The 17,238-nt window shown below is 74.1% G+C and carries 13 protein-coding genes; 7 read left to right on the top strand and 6 right to left on the bottom strand.

Annotated elements, in window-relative coordinates:
- Window positions 1–42: 42 nt before the first annotated feature.
- From ACPXCB_RS05790 to valS, 3 genes are all read left to right on the top strand, one after another.
- Window positions 43–1,857 carry an ABC transporter ATP-binding protein gene (locus ACPXCB_RS05790; protein ID WP_425872799.1) on the top strand — a complete coding sequence of 605 codons (1,815 nt, stop codon included), beginning with the start codon at window positions 43–45 and terminating at the stop codon, window positions 1,855–1,857.
- Complete coding sequence (locus tag ACPXCB_RS05795) at window positions 1,854–3,725, top strand: ABC transporter ATP-binding protein (protein WP_425872801.1); 1,872 nt, start codon at window positions 1,854–1,856, stop codon at window positions 3,723–3,725. The genes ACPXCB_RS05790 and ACPXCB_RS05795 overlap by 4 nt, the downstream gene beginning before the upstream one ends.
- A gap of 76 nt (window positions 3,726–3,801) precedes the next feature.
- Window positions 3,802–6,366, top strand: a complete 2,565-nt coding sequence (gene valS / locus ACPXCB_RS05800) for a valine--tRNA ligase (RefSeq protein ID WP_425872803.1) — start codon at window positions 3,802–3,804, stop codon at window positions 6,364–6,366.
- 62 nt (window positions 6,367–6,428) lie between these two features.
- On the opposite strand, the gene ACPXCB_RS05805 is transcribed toward valS, so the two are convergent.
- The 5 genes from ACPXCB_RS05805 to ACPXCB_RS05825 form a co-directional block, all read right to left on the bottom strand.
- Window positions 6,429–7,079 (bottom strand): hypothetical protein, encoded by a 651-nt coding sequence (locus tag ACPXCB_RS05805; RefSeq protein ID WP_425872805.1) that lies wholly within the window; start codon window positions 7,077–7,079, stop codon window positions 6,429–6,431.
- 126 nt (window positions 7,080–7,205) lie between these two features.
- Window positions 7,206–7,916 carry an ABC transporter permease gene (locus ACPXCB_RS05810; RefSeq protein WP_425872807.1) on the bottom strand — a complete coding sequence of 237 codons (711 nt, stop codon included), beginning with the start codon at window positions 7,914–7,916 and terminating at the stop codon, window positions 7,206–7,208.
- Window positions 7,917–7,920: 4 nt separating this feature from the next.
- Window positions 7,921–8,877: an ABC transporter ATP-binding protein gene (locus tag ACPXCB_RS05815; RefSeq protein WP_425872809.1), complete on the bottom strand. Its 957-nt coding sequence runs from the start codon at window positions 8,875–8,877 to the stop codon at window positions 7,921–7,923.
- A complete protein-coding gene (locus ACPXCB_RS05820) occupies window positions 8,874–9,755 on the bottom strand; it encodes an ABC transporter permease (RefSeq protein WP_151456320.1) in 882 nt (293 codons plus the stop codon). The genes ACPXCB_RS05815 and ACPXCB_RS05820 overlap by 4 nt, the downstream gene beginning before the upstream one ends.
- Window positions 9,748–10,662 (bottom strand): ABC transporter ATP-binding protein, encoded by a 915-nt coding sequence (locus tag ACPXCB_RS05825; RefSeq protein ID WP_425872811.1) that lies wholly within the window; start codon window positions 10,660–10,662, stop codon window positions 9,748–9,750. Before ACPXCB_RS05825 ends, ACPXCB_RS05820 begins: the two co-directional genes overlap by 8 nt.
- A gap of 244 nt (window positions 10,663–10,906) precedes the next feature.
- Here ACPXCB_RS05825 and cysC point away from each other — a divergent pair, with 244 nt between their 5' ends.
- The 3 genes from cysC to galT all read left to right on the top strand — a co-directional run bounded on the left by cysC (window position 10,907) and on the right by galT (window position 14,435).
- Complete coding sequence (gene cysC / locus ACPXCB_RS05830; RefSeq protein WP_425872813.1) at window positions 10,907–12,436, top strand: adenylyl-sulfate kinase; 1,530 nt, start codon at window positions 10,907–10,909, stop codon at window positions 12,434–12,436.
- Window positions 12,437–12,537: 101 nt separating this feature from the next.
- Window positions 12,538–13,362: a DeoR/GlpR family DNA-binding transcription regulator gene (locus ACPXCB_RS05835; protein ID WP_132231006.1), complete on the top strand. Its 825-nt coding sequence runs from the start codon at window positions 12,538–12,540 to the stop codon at window positions 13,360–13,362.
- The gene (gene galT, locus ACPXCB_RS05840) at window positions 13,359–14,435 is read left to right on the top strand and encodes a galactose-1-phosphate uridylyltransferase (protein ID WP_425872816.1); all 1,077 of its coding nucleotides are present in this window, start codon (window positions 13,359–13,361) and stop codon (window positions 14,433–14,435) included. Before ACPXCB_RS05835 ends, galT begins: the two co-directional genes overlap by 4 nt.
- A gap of 583 nt (window positions 14,436–15,018) precedes the next feature.
- On the opposite strand, the gene ACPXCB_RS05845 is transcribed toward galT, so the two are convergent.
- A complete protein-coding gene (locus ACPXCB_RS05845) occupies window positions 15,019–16,236 on the bottom strand; it encodes an NADP-dependent isocitrate dehydrogenase (RefSeq protein ID WP_101412708.1) in 1,218 nt (405 codons plus the stop codon).
- A 137-nt stretch (window positions 16,237–16,373) separates the two neighbouring features.
- Here ACPXCB_RS05845 and ACPXCB_RS05850 point away from each other — a divergent pair, with 137 nt between their 5' ends.
- Window positions 16,374–17,234, top strand: coding sequence for an MBL fold metallo-hydrolase (locus ACPXCB_RS05850; protein ID WP_425872818.1), 861 nt, complete (start codon window positions 16,374–16,376; stop codon window positions 17,232–17,234).
- The last annotated feature ends 4 nt before the right edge of the window (window positions 17,235–17,238 follow it).

Below are 17,238 nucleotides of genomic sequence, written 5' to 3' on the forward strand. Positions count from 1 at the left end.
GCCGACACCTGCGCCGACCCTGTTTGAGGCTACCGTCGGGTAGTGCCTGACGGTGACGGCAACCCGGCCTCCCGGGTCGAGGCCGGCCGGCACCCGCTGCACAGCCTCTGGCGGCTGCGCCACTACCTGCGCCCGCACGCGGCCGAGTTCGGCTGGCTGCTGCTCGCCGGCCTCGCCGCCACCGGGGCCGGCATCGCCGTACCGCTGGTCGCGCAGCGGGTGGTGGACGGCCCGGTGGCCCGGCAGGACCCGGCCGGGCTGTTCCGGCTGGCCGGGCTGGCGCTGCTGCTCGGCCTGGTCGAGGCACTGTTGATCTTCATCCGGCGCTGGGTGCAGTCGTCGTCCTCGATGCGGATCGAGGCGGCCATCCGCGAGGACGTCTACGCCCACCTGCAACGGCTGCCGACCAGCTTCCACGACCGCTGGCAGTCCGGCCAACTGCTCTCCCGGGTCACCAGCGACCTGTCGGTGCTGCGCCGGTTCCTCTCCTTCGGCCTCTTCTTCCTGATCCTCAACCTGGTGACCTACCTGGCCGTGGTGACGCTGCTGATCCGGCTGCACCCCGCGCTGGGGCTGCTGGTGGCGGCGAGCGCGGTGCCGCTGTTCCTGATCAGCCGCCGCTTCGCGCGGCACTACCACGCGGCCTCGCGGCGGATGCAGGACCAGCAGGGCGACCTGGCCACGCTGGTCGAGGAGACCGCGCAGGGGCTGCGCACGATGAAGGCGTACGGGCGGGGGCCGGAACTCGCCGCCCGCTTCGCGACCGGCGCGCGGGCGCTGCACGACACGGGGGTCGGCAAGGGCCGGCTGCTGGCCCGCACCTCCGCCCTGCTCGACCTGGTGCCCAACCTGACCCTCGGCGTGGTGCTGGTCGCCGGCGCGGCGGCCGCCGCGGGTGGGGTGCTGACCATCGGCGAACTGGTCGCCTTCGTCAGCCTCCAGCTGATGCTGATCTGGCCGGTGCAGTCGCTGGGCTGGATCATCGCCAACGGGCAGGAGGCCGCCACCGCCGCCGACCGGGTGCGCGAGGTGCTGGACACCCCGCCGGCCATCGTGGACGCCCCGCACGCGCTCGCCCTGCGCCGCGCCGACGTACGTGGGCGGCTCCGCTTCGAGCGGGTCTCGTTCCGTTACCCGGGCACCGCCGCGCCGGTGCTGCGGGAGATCGACCTGACCGTCGAGCCGGGCGAGACCGTGGCCCTGGTCGGGGCGACCGGCTGCGGCAAGAGCACCCTGCTCTCCCTGGTGCCCCGGCTGCACGAGGTGACCGGCGGGCGGATCACGCTGGACGGGCACGACCTGCGCGAGCTGCGGCTGTCCGCCCTGCGTCGACTGGTCGGGGTCGCCTTCGAGGAGCCGACGCTGTTCTCCATGTCGGTGTGGGAGAACCTCACGCTCGGCCGGCCGGAGGCCGGCGAGGACGAGGTCCGCGCCGCGCTCGCCCTCGCCCAGGCCGACTTCGCGTACGAGCTGCCGTGGGGGTTGGCCACCCGGGTGGGCGAGCAGGGGCTGTCGCTCTCCGGCGGGCAGCGGCAGCGGCTGGCGCTGGCCCGGGCGGTGCTCAGCCGACCCGCGCTGCTCGTGCTGGACGACCCGCTGTCGGCCCTGGACGTGCACACCGAGGCGCTGGTCGAGACCGCGCTGAAGCGGGTGCTCCGCACCACCACCGCCCTGCTGGTCGTGCACCGGCCCTCGACGATCGCCCTCGCCGACCGGGTGGCGCTGCTGGAGGAGGGCCGGATCACGGCCGTCGGGCGGCACTCGGAGCTGCTCGCCGCCGTGCCGGCGTACCGCGCGGTGCTCTCCGCCGAGCCCACCCCCGTGCCACCCGGCGACCGTGGCCTGGTGCGTTCGTGACCGGCGACACCGCCGGCCCCGCGGGCGGGGCGGACCTCGCCCGGTGGCGCGGCGTCGCCACCGACCCGGACGCGGACCGCAGCCGCGCCGAGGACACCGACCCCGAGGCGGTGGCCCGGCTCCGGGCCCGCAGCCGGGTGCTGCTGCGCGACCTGCTGCGCCCGCACCGGCGCCGCCTCGCGCTGGCCGTCGCGCTGCTGCTCGGCCAGAACGCCGCCGCGATGGCCGGGCCGTACCTGGTGATGCTCGGCATCGACCGGGCGATCGCGCCGCTGCGGGCCGGCCATGCCGGCCCACTGCTGGTCGTCGCCGCCGGGTTCGCCGCGGCCACCGCCGTCGAGTACACCGCCCGCCGGGGTTTCCTCACCCTCTCCGCGCGGATCGGCCAGGCCGTCCTGCTCGACCTCCGTCAGCGGGTGTACGCGCACTTCCTGCGCCTGTCGGTGGCGTTCCACGAGCGGTACACCTCCGGCCGGATGGTCTCCCGCCTCACCAGCGACCTGGACTCGATCGGCGAACTGGTCGGCGGCGGCATCGACGGCCTGGTGCTGGCCGTGCTGTCGATCCTGTCGGTCGCCGGCATCCTGCTCTGGCTGGACGTGCCGCTGGCCGCGGTGACGCTGCTCGCGTTCCCGTTCCTGATCCTGCTGAGCCGCTGGTTCGCGCGGGCGTCGGCGGACGCGTGGCGGCGCACCCGGGAGACGGTGGCGCTGGTCATCGTCCACTTCGTCGAGTCGATGCGCGGCATCCGGGCGGTGCAGGCGTTCCGGCGGGAGCCGCGCAACCAGCAGATCTTCGGGGCGGTCAGCGACGACTACCGGCGGGCCAGCCGGGACGCGTTCCGGCTGATCGCGACGTACTCGCCGGGCATCAAGGTGATCGGCAACGTCACCGTGGCGGTGGTGCTCTGCTATGGCGGCTGGCGGGTGCTGGGCGGGGCGACCGGGATCGGCGTGCTGGCGGCGTTCCTGCTCTACCTGCGGCGGTTCTTCGAGCCGATGCAGGAACTGAGCCAGTTCTACAACTCGCTCCAGTCGGCCACGGCGGCGCTGGAGAAGCTCGCCGGGGTGCTCGACGAACGGCCGTCGGTGGCCGAGCCGGCGCGGCCCGTGCCGCTGCCCGCCGGGCCGGGGCGCGGGGCGGTCGCCTTCCGGGCGGTCACCTTCGGCTACCGGCCGGACGCACCGATCGTCGCCGGGCTGGACCTCGCCGTCCCGGCCGGCCAGACCGTGGCGCTGGTCGGGGCGACCGGCGCCGGCAAGTCGACCGTCGCCAAGCTGCTCGCCCGGTTCCACGACCCGTTCTCGGGCGCGGTCACCCTCGACGGGGTCGACCTGCGCGAGGTCGCCGACGCGGAGCTGCGGCGGGCCGTGGTGCTGGTGACCCAGGAGACCCACCTGTTCGGCGGCACGGTCGCGGAGAACATCCGGTTCGGCCGTCCCGGCGCGGACGACGCCGCCGTGGAGGCCGCCGCGCGGGAGATCGGCGCACACGACTTCATCGCCGCCCTCCCCGACGGGTACGCCACCGACGTGCAGCGGCGCGGCGGCCGGCTCTCCGCCGGGCAGCGGCAACTGGTCGCGTTCGCCCGGGCGTTCCTGGCCGACCCGACGGTGCTGATCCTGGACGAGGCCACCTCGTCGCTGGACGTGCCCACCGAGCGGCTGGTGCAGCACGCCCTCGGCACCATCCTGGCCGACCGCACCGCGCTGGTGATCGCGCACCGGCTCTCCACCGTGGAGACGGCCGACCGGGTGCTGGTGCTCGACGACGGGCGGATCGTCGAGGACGGCCCGCCCGGCCGGCTCGTCGTCGCCGGTGGCCGGTACGCCGCCCTGCACCGGCAGTGGCGCGACTCCCTGCTCTGAGCGCGCCGGCGGGAGGCGTCCGGGCGCGGGGCGAAACCACGTGGTCCGGCCCCCGGCCACTGCCTACCATCGACGGATGACCGACACGGAGAGGACGGCCCGCGCCGGCGTCCCCGAACGTCCGAGCCTGGACGGCATCGAGGAGACCTGGGCGCGCCGCTGGCAGGAGGACGGCACGTACGCGTTCGACCGCGCGAAGGGGCGCGCCGACGTGTACGCGATCGACACCCCGCCGCCGACCGTATCGGGCGAGCTGCACATGGGGCACGTCTTCTCGTACACGCACACCGACGTGGTGGCCCGGTTCCAGCGGATGCGCGGGCGCACGGTCTTCTACCCGATGGGCTGGGACGACAACGGCCTGCCCACCGAGCGCCGGGTGCAGAACGTGTACGGCGTGCGCTGCGATCCGGCGCTGCCGTACGAGCCGGACCGGCAGGCCCCCGAGGCACCGGTGAGCGAGGCCGCCCGCAAGGACCCGACCCCGGTCTCCCGGCGGAACTTCATCGAGCTGTGCGAGCGGCTGACCGTGGCCGACGAGCAGGTCTTCGAGGCGCTCTGGCGGCGGCTCGGGCTCTCCGTTGACTGGTCGTTGACGTACACGACGATCGGCTCGGCGGCCCGGGCGGCCTCGCAGCGGGCGTTCCTGCGCAACCTGGCCCGGGGCGAGGCGTACCAGGCGGAGGCGCCGACGCTCTGGGACGTCGGCTTCGCCACCGCTGTCGCCCAGGCGGAGCTGGAGGACCGGGAGCGGCCCGGGGCGTACCACCGGCTGCGGTTCGCCGGGCCGGGCGGGCGGGAGGTGCTCATCGACACCACCCGACCGGAGCTGCTGCCGGCCTGCGTGGCGCTGGTCTGCCACCCCGACGACGAGCGGTACGCCGACCTGGTCGGCGGCACCGCGCGTACGCCGGTCTTCGGGGTGGACGTGCCGGTGCGGGCGCACCCGCTGGCGGACCCGGCCAAGGGCACGGGCATCGCGATGGTCTGCACCTTCGGCGACCTGACCGACGTGACCTGGTGGCGGGAGCTGCGGCTGGACACCCGCGTGGTGATCGGCCGCGACGGCCGGCTGCTGCCCGAGCCGCCGGCCGGCGTGCCGGGGCAGCCGTACGCGGCGCTGGCCGGGCAGAGCGTCAACGGCGCCCGGCGGACGCTGGTGGAGCTGCTGGCCGACGCCGGCGACCTGGTCGGCGAGCCGCGACCCGTCACCCACCCGGTGAAGTTCTACGAGCGCGGCGACCGGCCGCTGGAGATCGTCTCGACCCGGCAGTGGTACCTGCGCAACGGCGGACGCGACGCGGGCCTGCGCGACGAGCTGCTGGCCCGGGGCGGGGAGCTGCGCTGGGTGCCGGAGCACATGCGGCACCGCTACGCGCACTGGGTGGGCGGTTTGACCGGCGACTGGCTGGTCAGCCGGCAACGCTTCTTCGGCGTGCCGGTGCCGGTGTGGTACCGGCTCGACGACGCTGGCGAGCCGGACTGGTCCCAGCCTCTCACGCCGGCGGAAGCCGCGCTGCCGATCGATCCGTCCATCGACGCCCCGTCGGGGTTCGAGGAGTCGCAGCGGGGCCGCCCGGGCGGCTTCGTCGGCGACCCGGACGTGCTCGACACGTGGGCCACCTCGTCGCTCACCCCGCAGATCGCCGGCGGGTGGGAGACCGACCCGGACCTGTTCGCCCGGGTCTTCCCGATGGACCTGCGCCCGCAGGGTCAGGAGATCATCCGCACCTGGCTCTTCTCCACCGTGGTCCGCGCCCACCTGGAGCACGGGGTGCTGCCCTGGCGGGACACGGTGCTCTCCGGCTGGATCCTCGACCCCGACCGGAAGAAGATGTCCAAGTCCAAGGGGAACGTGGTCACCCCGATGGCGCTGCTGGAGCAGCACGGCTCCGACGCGGTGCGGTACTGGGCGGCGAACGGCAAGCCGGGCATGGACCTCGCCTTCGACCCGGCCCAGATCAAGGTCGGCCGGCGGCTGGCGACCAAGCTGCTGAACGCGTCGAAGTTCGCCCTCGGGCTGGGCGCCGCCGACGCGCTGCGGGCGCCGGCCACCGAGCCGCTGGACCGCGCCATGCTCGCCGAACTCTCCGGCGTGGTCGCCGCCGCGACGTCGGCGCTGGAGGCGTACGACCACACGGCCGCGTTGCAGGTCGCCGAGGGCTTCTTCTGGCGGTTCTGCGACGACTACATCGAGTTGGTCAAGGAGCGCGCCTACGGCTCCGGGCCGGGGGCGGACTCCGCCCGGGCGGCGCTGGCCACCGCGCTCTCGGTGCAGCTGCGGCTCTTCGCCCCGGTGCTGCCGTACGCGACCGAGGAGGTGTGGTCGTGGTGGCGCTACGGCTCGGTGCACCGCGCGACCTGGCCCACCACGTACGAGGTGGACCGGGCGATCCAGGGCACCGGCCAACCTGAGCTGCTGCGGCTGGCCGCCGACGCGCTCGGCCAGGTGCGCCGGGCCAAGTCGGAGCGGAAACTGTCGATGAAGGCGGAGGTGCCGCTGGCCGAGGCGCTCGGCCCGGCGGCCCTGCTGGAACAGCTGACCGTGATCGCCGGCGACGTCCGGGCCGCCGGCCGCATCGCCAAGCTGGACCTGCTCCCCGACCGCACCCCGGAACTCGTCATCGCCTGCGCGTTCTGACCGGCCGGCCCCGTCGCGCTCTCACCGGGCGCGGCGGGGCTGCTCACCCGGCGCGGCGGGGCTCACCAGCCGCGCAGGAGGCGCAGGCCGAGCAGGAAGGCGACGACGGCGGGGCCGACCAGCAGGGTGATCGCCTGGAGGCGGTACGGCATCCGGTGCCGGGTCAGCTCCACCGCGTTGCCCAGCACGATCACCCCCACCAGCATCAGGAACGCGCCCCACATCGGCGCGGCATCGACGCCGACCAGGTCGACGTGGGTCAGTTGCAGCGTCCCGCCGAGCAGCACGGCGCCGGCCAGCGCCAGCAGGGAGACCGCCCGGTGCAGCCCCCGGGCCAACGGATGGACCAGCCGCCAGCGGTAGGTGCCGGCGACCGCCAGGCACGGCAGGATGACCATCAGGGGCCAGCCCCGCCCGAACACGCCGAACATCAGCAGCGCCCCGACCGCGAACACCAGCGCGCCGAGGCAGGCGACCACGTAGCCGGCGAAGGCCCGCCCGCCGCCCCTGGCCAGCAGCGGCCCGCCGGTGGCGGCGATCAGCGCGCCGGGGATCAGCACGAACCCCGCCCACCAGTGGAAGTGCCCGGTGGCCTGCGCGGCCGTGGTGGTCGCCGCCGCCGCCAGCCCGGCCACCGCCAGGCTGACCATCCAGTGCCGGCCGGCACCCGGATAGGACTCCCGCGACATCACCAGTCCCGTCTGCGCGCTCACGCCGCCAGCCTCGCCCAGCCGCCCGGCCCGGTCCATCCGGGCAGCCCTACCATCGCCGGGTCGGGCTGCCCGGAGGCCGTCAGGTCGCGTCCCGGATCCCGGCGGGGCGGCCCGGACCGTCGGGGATCAGCTCGTCTCGCCGGCCACGCTGAAGGAGCGGAGCCGGTCGATGGCGAGCAGCGTGAAGCCCGCGCTGATCAACGCGGCCATCACCGCCGCCACCGGCACCGAGACGCCGGCCTCCAGCAGCCCGGTGGGGGCCATCCGGTCGGCGAGGGCGATCACGTACTGCTGGATGGAGAGCACCTTGGTGCCGCTGACGACGTTGCCGAGCAGCCCCTCCCAGATCAGCACGTAGACCAGGCCGAGCAGCACCGGCCGCCGGGTGAGCAGGCTGAGCGCCACGAACAGCGCCGAGTACGCCAGCGCGCCGACCGCCGACGCGGCGGCGAGCGCCAGGCCGAGTCGTACGGAGTGGGCCAGCACGCCCGCCACGTAGATCGGCACGGCGACGGTGACCGCGGTGACGCCGGCGGCCACCGCCAGCTTGGGCAGCACGATCTGCCAGCGCGGCAACGGCTTGGTCAGGATGTGCACGACGGTGCCGTCGTCGATCTCGGCCCCCAGCACGCCGGTGCCGACGATCAGGGCAACCACCGGGAGCACCACGGCCAGGCCGAGGCCGACCAGCACCGGCGGGCCCCACTCGCCCGGGTCCACCCCGAGCGCACGGGAGAGCACGGCGAGCAGCACCAGCACGACGGGCAGCGGCAGCAGCAGAAGGAACCGGCGACGCCCGAACAGCCCCCGCACGGTGATCCAGGAAACGGTAGACATGGGTTCAGGCCTCCACGAGGTAGGAGAAGACGCTCTCCAGGGATTCGTCCTCGGGCACCAACTGCCGCACCCGGATGCCCTCCGCCAGGGCGATCTTCGGCAGGACGCGGGTGAACGCGCCGTAGTCGCCGGCCCGCACGGTCAACCCGGCGCGGCCCAGCTCGACCCCCGTCACCGACGCCTCGGCCATCAGCGCGACGGCGAGCGCCCGGTCGTCGGTGGAGTGCACGGCGAAGACGTGCGGCCGGTTGGTCATCAGCCGGCGGATGGTGCGGAAGTCGCCGGAGGCGGCCAGCCGGCCGGCGACCATCACCTGGACGGTGCCGGAGACCTGCTCGACCTCCTCCAGGATGTGCGAGCTGAACAGGATGGTGCGGCCGGCGTCGCCGAGGCGGTGCAGCAGCTCCATCATGTGCAGCCGCTGGCGCGGGTCCATCCCGTTGAACGGCTCGTCGAGCAGCAGCACCTGCGGCTCGTGCACCAGCGCCGCGGCCACCCGGGCACGCTGCCGCATGCCCTTCGAGTACGTGCCGATCCGGCGGTCCTGCGCGCCCTCCATCTCCACCAGGGCGATCGCCCGGCGGGCCGCCTCCGCCGGGTCCGGCAGCCGGTGCAGCTTCGCGCTGGCCAGCACGAACTCGTACGCGGTGAGGAAGGTGTGCACCGCCTCGCGCTCGCTGACCAGGCCGAGCCGACGGTAGACCTCCGGGTTGCGCCAGGTGGGCCGGCCGTCCAGGCTCACCGCCCCGCGCGACGGGGCCAGGAAGCCCGCCATCATGTGCAGCAGGGTGGTCTTGCCCGCGCCGTTCGGGCCGAGCAGCCCGGTGACGCCGGGGCCGAGGCTCATGCTGACGTCGTTGACGGCCACCACGTTGCCGTACCAGCGGGAGACGCCGGCGAGGTCGAGGGTGCTGGCGGCGGTCGGCGTCCCCGCCGCCTGGTCGACGCTGATCGTGGTCATCGGGCGGCCACCTTCCGGTATCGCAGCATCAGCAGGGCGACGCAGCCGGCCACGAGCAGCACGGCGGCGACCGCGTAGACCGGGCCGAAGTCGCCGATCGGCACCCCGCCCTCCCCCTCGAACAGCAGCAGGTCGCCGAGTGCCCAGGTGCCCACTCCGCCCACCAACGTCGAGGGCGAGGCGAGGAAGGCCAGCTCGTTGACCGCCTGGGAGGGCATGATCGACAAGGTGCCGACGATCGGGGTGGTCATCAGGAACACGGCCACGATCCCGCCGGCTGCGAACGCCCGCTTGCCGGTGGACGAGGCGACCAGCAGCCCGACCGAGGCGAAGACCGCCGCCCAGAGCCCGGCGTAGAGCAGGCTGGGCAGCAGGTCGAGCAGCTCGTTCCAGACCCCGCGCATGCCGTCGCCGGTGGTGAACGCGGCGCCCAGGAACATCACCAGCTGCGGCCCGCCGAGCAGCAGCCAGAGCGCGGTGGCCAGCGCCAGCAGCTTGGCCAGCGGGTAGTCCGACCTCGGCAGCGGCCGGGAGAAGTAGAGCGGCAGCACCCCGCTGCGCAGGTCCCGCGAGACCAGCTCGGGGGCGACCGCCGCGACGAAGAAGATGACCAGCCAGCTCATGTTGTCGGCGAACTGGGCGTACGTCATCACCGACTCGCCGACCTGGCTGCGTACGGCCGCGAGGCCGGCGGCCACCACGGTGACGATGGCGACCACCAGCCAGGGGAAGATCTTGGCCTTCGCGCTGCGGCCCAGCCCGAACGCCGTACGCAGGCCGTGCAGGTAGAGCGCGCCGAAGACGGCCCGGCGGCCCAGCCGGGGACCGGTGTAGCGCTGGTAGCCGATGTCGTGGATGACGCCGGTCGGCTCAGGCATGGCTGGGCTCCCTCGTGGCGAAGAGTTCGGCCACCCGGTGCCGGCGCTGGTCCAGCCGGTGCAGCGGCAGGTCCAGCTCGGCGACCGCGCCGATGATCAGGTCGTAGGTGGCGTCGTCGGCGAGCTCGACGAGCAGCAGCCGGCCGTCCCGGCGTACCGGCAGGTCGAGCGCGGCCAGCCGGGCGGCCAGCTCGTCGGTGCCCTCGCTGACCTCGACGGCGAGCACGTCGGTGGCCGAGGTCATGGCGGAGATGTGGTCGGCGCGCAGCAGCCGCCCGCCGTCGATGGCGACCAGGGTGTCGCAGATCCGCTCGACCTCGCCCAGCAGGTGCGAGCAGACCAGCACGGAGATGCCGAACTCGGTGCCGATGCGGTGCACCAGCGCCAGCATGGCGTCACGGCCGGCCGGGTCGAGCCCGTTGGTCGGCTCGTCGAGCAGCAGCAGGTCGGGGTCGTGCACCAGGGCCTGGGCGAGCTTGACCCGCTGCTTCATGCCGGTGGAGTAGCCGCCGACCGGGCGGTAGCGCTCCTCGTAGAGCCCGACGTGCCGCAGCGCCTCGGAGGCCCGTTCCCGGGCGACCGTACGCGGCAGGCCGCTGACCCGGCCGAGGTGGGTGACCAGCTCGGCGGCGGAGAGGTCCGGCGGCAGGGCGTCGTGCTCGGGCATGTAGCCGACCCGGGCGCGGACCTGGGCGGAGTCGGTGGTCGGGTCGAGGCCGAGGACCCGGACCTGACCGCTGGTCGGGGCGAGGAGGCCGAGCAGGATCTTGATCAGGGTGGACTTGCCGGCGCCGTTCGCGCCGACCAACCCGATGATCCCCGGCTCGACCGCGACGGTCAGGTCGGCCAGCGCGGTGACCCCACCCCCGTACGTCTTGGTCAGCGAGTCGGTCGCGATGAGTGTCACGTCGTACAGCGTAGGAGGCGGAGACCCCTGTGGGCAGCGGCTCGCCCCCGGGCGCTCCCCTGATCCTGGCGGCCCACGTCCCCTAGGGTCCCCGGCGGCGACGGGCGCCCTCGCGGAGGTCCCGTGCGCGCCCGGCCGCGTCGGCCGCCACCCCCTACCGTCGGGTGCGGGGTGGAGTGGCGCTCTCGACCGATCGCCGGGCGGCTGAGAAACTGTGTGCCGGTCAGTGTCGTTTGGGGGATGGATGAGCAACAGCTGGGTGCTGCCCGACGAGGTGCTCCGGGACGCGCCGGCGTACACGCCGCGCCCCGGCGAGCTGGCTGACCTGGAGCTGCTGCTGATCGGGGCGTACGCCCCGCTGCCCGGCTTCATGACCCGCGCCGACCTGGTCTCGGTGAGTCGGCGGAGCCGGCTCGCCGACGGTTCACCGTGGCCGGTGCCGGTGACCCTCCAGGTGCCGACGGCGCTCGCCCAGGGTCTCGACCCGCGCGACGAGGCACGCCGCACCCTGGTGCTCACCGACGGGGAGGGCGCGCCGGTCGCGGCGCTGGACGTCGCCGACGCGTGGCAGGTCCGCGACGGGGTGGCCGGCGTCGGGGGCACGGTCCGCCGGCTCGGCGACGGCGGTCACGGCCCCTTCCAGCGGCTGCGCCGCACCCCGGAGGAGGTACGCCCGCTGCTGCCGTCCGGTCGGGTGCTCGGGGTGATCGCCGACCGCCCGCTGCACCGGCCGCAGCTCGCCCAGATCGCCCACGCGGTCCGCACGCTCGGCGCCCACCTGCTGGTGATGATCCCGGTCGGCGAGGACGGCCTCAGTGGGTTGCCGCCGGAGGCGCTCGTACGCAGCGTCTTCGCCGCCCGCGACCGGATGCCGCCGGCCACGCTCGTCGCCGTCCCGTTGTCCCGCCGGCGCGACGAGATCAGCGACGCGCTGCTGCGGGCCCGGGTGTCGGCGGCGTACGGCGTCACGCACCTGCTCTCCACCGGTGAGATGCTCTCCGGCGCCGGCCTGCGGGTGCTGGTGCCGCGCGAGCTGGCCTACGACAACCGCGACGGGCAGTGGCGCTGGCGGGAGGACATCCCGCCCCGCAACCGGCGCCTGGCGCTGACCCAGCCGGAGATCGACGACCTGCTGGACCGGGGGTTCCCGCTGCCCGAGTGGCACACCCCGCCCGCGGTGGCGAAGGAGCTGGCCCGGGCCCGGCCGCCGCGGCGGCACCGGGGCCTCGTGGTCTTCCTGACCGGGCTCTCGGGCTCCGGCAAGTCGACGATCGCCCGGGGCCTGGCCGACGTGCTGCGCGAGCAGGGCGACCGGAGCATCACGCTGCTCGACGGCGACGTGGTGCGCCGCGAACTCTCCGCCGGGCTGGGCTTCAGCAAGGCCGACCGGGACCTCAACGTGCGACGGATCGGCTGGGTGGCGGCGGAGATCGCCCGGCACCACGGCGTCGGCATCTGCTGCCCGATCGCCCCGTACGCCCAGGCCCGCGCGACCGCCCGGGAGATGGCGCTGGCCGCCGGGGCGGGTTTCGTGCTGGTGCACGTGGCGACCCCGCTGGAGGTCTGCGAGCAGCGCGATCGCAAGGGCCTCTACGCCCGGGCCCGGGCCGGCCTGCTCACCGGCATGACGGGCATCGACGACCCCTACGAGGAGCCGACCGACGCGGACCTGGTGGTCGACACCAGCGACATGACGATCGACGAGGCGGTCGAGGCCGTCCTGCACCACCTGAACGAGACGGGTTGGGTCGAACCCCGGCTCCAGTCCATCTGATCGCGCCCTCCGCCTACCGGTGGTCCCTCCTTCGCGCTAATGTTCATCTTTGTTCGAACACGTTCGACCGCGTGCGCGCGGCTGGCACGGAGGTGCGGCGGATGCTCGCTCAGCAACGGCAGGCGGCCATCCTGGACCGGGTCCGCGCCACCGGCGGCGTGCGGGTCACCGAGCTGGCCGCCGAGTACGGCGTCTCGGACATGACCATCCGCCGCGACCTGGAGGCGCTGCACGAGCGCGGCCTGCTGGCCAAGGTGCACGGCGGCGCCACGGTGGCCGGCCCCGGCTCGACCGACGAACCGGGCTTCCGGGCCAAGTCGGTGCGGCAGCTGGCGGAGAAGGCGGCCATCGCGGGCCGCGCCGCCGAGCTGGTCCGCCCCGGGGCGGCGGTCGCCCTCTCCGCCGGCACCACCACCGCCGAGCTGGCCCGTCGACTGGTCGACGTGCCGGGCCTGACCGTCGTCACCAACTCGCTGCCGGTGGCCGAGATCCTGCACGCCGGCGGCCGGTCCGACCAGACCGTGGTGCTCACCGGCGGGGTGCGTACGCCGTCGGACGCGCTGGTCGGGCCGCTGGCCGTCGCCGCCATCCGGTCGCTGCACCTGGACCTGCTCTTCCTCGGCGTGCACGGGATCACGGAGCGGGCCGGGTTCACCACGCCGAACCTGATGGAGGCGGAGACCGACCGCGCCCTGGTGGCCGCCGCCGACCGGCTGGTCGTGCTCGCCGACCACACCAAGTGGGGCACCGTCGGCATCTCCTCGATCGTTGAGCTTTCCGCCGCCCACGTGCTGGTCACCGACGACCGGCTGCCCCCCGACGCGCAGCGGGCGCTCGACGACCGGGTGGGCGAACTGGTGGTCGTGCCCCCCGGCACGGGCGCGGGGCGGACGGCCACGACGACAGATGAGGGGATGGCGAGGTGAAGCGCACCGCGATCGCGCTGGCCGACGGCCGGGAGCTGGTCTACTTCGACGAACGGGACGACGCCGTCCGCGACCAGCCGGACCGGCGCGAGCTGCCCCCGCCACCGCCCGCGTCGCAGCTGCGCCTGGACCCGCTCACCGACGAGTGGGTGGCCGTCGCCGTGCACCGGCAGACGCGCACCTTCCTCCCGCCGGCCGACCAGTGCCCGCTCTGCCCCAGCACCGGCGGTCGGCAGAGCGAGATCCCGGCGCCCGACTACGACGTCGCCGTCTTCGAGAACCGGTTCCCCTCCCTGAGCGGCCGGGTGGCCGAGGAGCCCGCCGAGATCACCCCGTTCACCCCGGTCCGCCCGGGTCGGGGCCGCTGCGAGGTGGTCTGCTTCACCGACGACCACAACGCGTCCTTCGGGTCCCTCCCGCCACGCCGGGTGCGTACCGTCCTCGACGCGCTCGCCGACCGCACGTCGGCGCTCGCGGAGCTGCCGGGGGTGGAGCAGGTGTTCTGCTTCGAGAACCGGGGCGTGGAGATCGGCGTGACCCTGCACCATCCGCACGGCCAGATCTACGCGTACCCCTTCGTGACCCCGCGGACCCGGGCGCTGCTGGCCGCCGCCCGCCGGCACGCGGACCGCACCGGCGGGCGCAACCTCTACGCCGACGTGCTCGCCGCCGAGCGGGCCGCCGGCGACCGGGTGGTCGCCGCCAACGAGCACTGGACGGCGTACGTCCCGGCGGCGGCCCGCTGGCCGTTCGAGGTGCACGTGACCCCGCACCGGCCGGTGCCGGACATCCCCGCGCTCGACGACGCCGAGCGGGACGCCTTCGGGCCGCTCTACCTGGACCTGCTGCGTCGCTTCGACGGGCTGTTCGACGTGCCGATGCCCTACATCGCCGCCTGGCACCAGGCGCCGGTACGCGTCGACCGCGAGCTGGGCCACCTGCACCTGCAGCTGTTCAGCATCCGGCGCGCGAAGGACAAGCTGAAGTACCTGGCGGGCTCGGAGTCCGCGATGGGCGTCTTCATCAACGACATCGCCCCGGAGCGCGCCGCCGAACTCCTCCGCGCCGCCTGAGCCGACGGCACCGCGCCCAGTGGGGGCGAGACGGCGACCGGCGTGCCCCCGCCGATTCGACCGGCGCTGCCAGGTGGAGTGGTACCGGTGCGGGCGGTCGGGCCGGCGCGCGGTGGCGGGGCGGAGACAGGGCGCGGGGGGCCCGGGACAGGGCCCCCCGCAGGGAAGGGACGGCTGGCTGTGCGCGACAGCCGGGAAGGCTGGCTGATCGGCACGCTTACCGCGAGGCGACCGCGGTCAACCTTCCTGGACGCGACTGGCATCTCGTCCACCCAGGTCAACGAGGCGCGCCGACGCAGGTGACGCCGAACGGCGCGTCACCGACCGACACGCCGCCAGCCGACCCGCGGGCGTCGCCGGGTCCGGGCAAGCCGAGCAGATCTTGGTAGGAACAGGCCCCTGGAGGGGCCGTTTCTCACCAAGATCTCAGGCGCTCGCCTGGCGACCACCGCCAGAGTCCACGTACCGAGACGGCGGGACGGCGTCAGCGGGTCGAACGGCGGGAGCCCGCCGGCGGGTGCCGGCGGGCTCCTGGTGATGCGGCGGCAGCACCGTCAGGTGCCGCCGGAAGGCGCGGAGAGGATCAGGCGGAGAGCTTGCGCGCCAGGTTCTCGTCGAGCGCGTTCATGAACTCGTCGGTGGTCAGCCACGGGGCGTCCCGCGAGATGAGCAGCGAGAGGTCCTTGGTCATCTGGCCGCCCTCGACGGTGTCGACGATGACCTGCTCCAGGGTGTTGGCGAACTCGGTGACCGCCGGGGTGCCGTCCAGCTTGCCCCGGTGGGCCAGGCCCCGGGTCCAGGCGTAGATCGACGCGATCGGGTTGGTCGAGGTCTTCTCGCCCTTCTGCCACTGCCGGTAGTGCCGGGTGACCGTGCCGTGCGCGGCCTCGGCCTCGACCGTACGGCCGTCCGGGGAGAGCAGCACCGAGGTCATCAGGCCCAGCGAGCCGAAGCCCTGCGCGACGGTGTCGGACTGCACGTCGCCGTCGTAGTTCTTGCAGGCCCAGACATAGCCGCCCTCCCACTTGAGCGCGGCGGCGACCATGTCGTCGATGAGCCGGTGCTCGTAGGTGATGCCGGCGGCGTCGAACTCGGCCTTGAACTCGTTCTCGAACACCTCGGCGAAGATGTCCTTGAACCGGCCGTCGTACGCCTTGAGGATGGTGTTCTTGGTGGACAGGTAGACCGGGTAGTTGCGGTCCAGGCCGTACCGGAACGAGGCGCGGGCGAAGTCCCGGATCGACTCGTCGTAGTTGTACATGCCCATGGCGATGCCGCCGCCGGGGAAGTTGGCGACCTCCATCTCCATGGGGGCGCCGCCGTCGGCCGGGGTGTAGGTGACGGTCACCTTGCCCGGGCCCGGGACGACGAAGTCGGTGGCCTTGTACTGGTCACCGTGGGCGTGCCGGCCGATGATGATCGGCTTGGTCCAGCCGGGGACCAGCCGCGGCACGTTGGACATGATGATCGGCTCGCGGAAGACGACGCCGCCGAGGATGTTGCGGATCGTGCCGTTCGGCGACCGCCACATCTTCTTCAGGCCGAACTCCTCCACCCGGGCCTCGTCCGGGGTGATGGTCGCGCACTTGACGCCGACGCCGTGCTCCTTGATGGCGTTGGCGGCGTCGACGGTGACCTGGTCGTCGGTCTCGTCGCGGTGCTGGATCGACAGGTCGTAGTAGTGCAGGTCGACGTCGAGGTAGGGCAGGATCAGCTGCTCCCGGATCTGCTTCCAGATGATCCGGGTCATCTCGTCGCCGTCGAGCTCAACGACCGGGTTGTTTACCTTGATCTTCGCCATCGGCCGGCGCTCCTCTCGGGGGACTCGTGCTCAAGCAGTACGAGCGTACTGGAAACTGATCGGCAGTCCCCAGCCGGCCTCGGTCGGCCGGAACAAACGACGTGCACGGCGCACGGGGCCGCTGGCATGATCGCCGGATGCCACCGAGCCGCATCCTCGGGTCTATCACGGTCACCGCGCTCACTGACGGCGAGGGGCCGTTCTTCCAGCCCCGCGCGGAGGCGTTCCCGGACGCCACGCCGGAGCACTGGCGCGCGGCCGACCGGCGGGATCCGGCCGCGGTGACCGCCGACGGGCGGTGGTGGCTGCCGTTCCGCAGCTTCGCCATTCGCGCCGGGAACGGCCCGGTGACCCTGGTCGACGCGGGGATCGGCCCGGCCGGCTCGCCCGCCGCGAGCTGGGCGCCGGTGCCCGGCCGGCTGCCGGCCGAACTCGCCGCCGCCGGCATCGACCCGGCCGACGTACGCACGGTGGTGCTCACCCACCTGCACAGCGACCACGTCGGCTGGGCGGTCACCGGCTCACCGGGAACGCCGTACTTCCCGAACGCCGACTACCTGCTCCAGCGGGCCGAGCTGGCCGCCGTGGGGCAGCTCGCCCCGGGGCTGTCAGCCGGCCTGGTCGCGCCGTTGCGCGCCGCCGGCCAGCTCCGGGTCGTCGACGGCGAGGAGAGGCTCAGTTCGACGGTACGGCTGCTGCCGACGCCGGGGCACACGCCCGGGCACCAGTCGGTGCTGCTGGAGGTGGGCGACGAGCGCCTGCTGCTCACCGGCGACCTGCTGGTGCACGCCGTGCAACTGGTCGACCCCGAGCTGGCGTACGCCCACGAGGAGGACGCCGCCGCGGCGCGTGCCTCGCGGGTGGGGCTGCTGCGCGACCTGGCCGCGCGCGGGCCCGCGGTGCTCGCCACCCCGCACCTGGGCGAGGCGTTCGTGACGCTGCAGGGCGGAACGACGAGGGGGCACGCCGGCGGACCGGCGTGCCCCCTCGACGGGTGATGGG

Origin of the sequence: Micromonospora sp. DT62, assembly GCF_049847285.1 — a bacterium.
Taxonomy (GTDB): domain Bacteria; phylum Actinomycetota; class Actinomycetes; order Mycobacteriales; family Micromonosporaceae; genus Micromonospora; species Micromonospora reichwaldensis.

What these genes read in the sequence shown, in the direction of transcription:
- cysC (WP_425872813.1), top strand. Translation starts at nt 10,907, where the DNA reads ATGAGCAACAGCTGGGTGCTGCCCGACGAGGTGCTCCGGGACGCGCCG.
- ACPXCB_RS05810 (WP_425872807.1), bottom strand. Translation starts at nt 7,916, where the DNA reads ATGTCTACCGTTTCCTGGATCACCGTGCGGGGGCTGTTCGGGCGTCGC.
- valS (WP_425872803.1), top strand. Translation starts at nt 3,802, where the DNA reads ATGACCGACACGGAGAGGACGGCCCGCGCCGGCGTCCCCGAACGTCCG.
- ACPXCB_RS05815 (WP_425872809.1), bottom strand. Translation starts at nt 8,877, where the DNA reads ATGACCACGATCAGCGTCGACCAGGCGGCGGGGACGCCGACCGCCGCC.
- ACPXCB_RS05835 (WP_132231006.1), top strand. Translation starts at nt 12,538, where the DNA reads ATGCTCGCTCAGCAACGGCAGGCGGCCATCCTGGACCGGGTCCGCGCC.
- ACPXCB_RS05850 (WP_425872818.1), top strand. Translation starts at nt 16,374, where the DNA reads ATGCCACCGAGCCGCATCCTCGGGTCTATCACGGTCACCGCGCTCACT.
- ACPXCB_RS05820 (WP_151456320.1), bottom strand. Translation starts at nt 9,755, where the DNA reads ATGCCTGAGCCGACCGGCGTCATCCACGACATCGGCTACCAGCGCTAC.
- ACPXCB_RS05845 (WP_101412708.1), bottom strand. Translation starts at nt 16,236, where the DNA reads ATGGCGAAGATCAAGGTAAACAACCCGGTCGTTGAGCTCGACGGCGAC.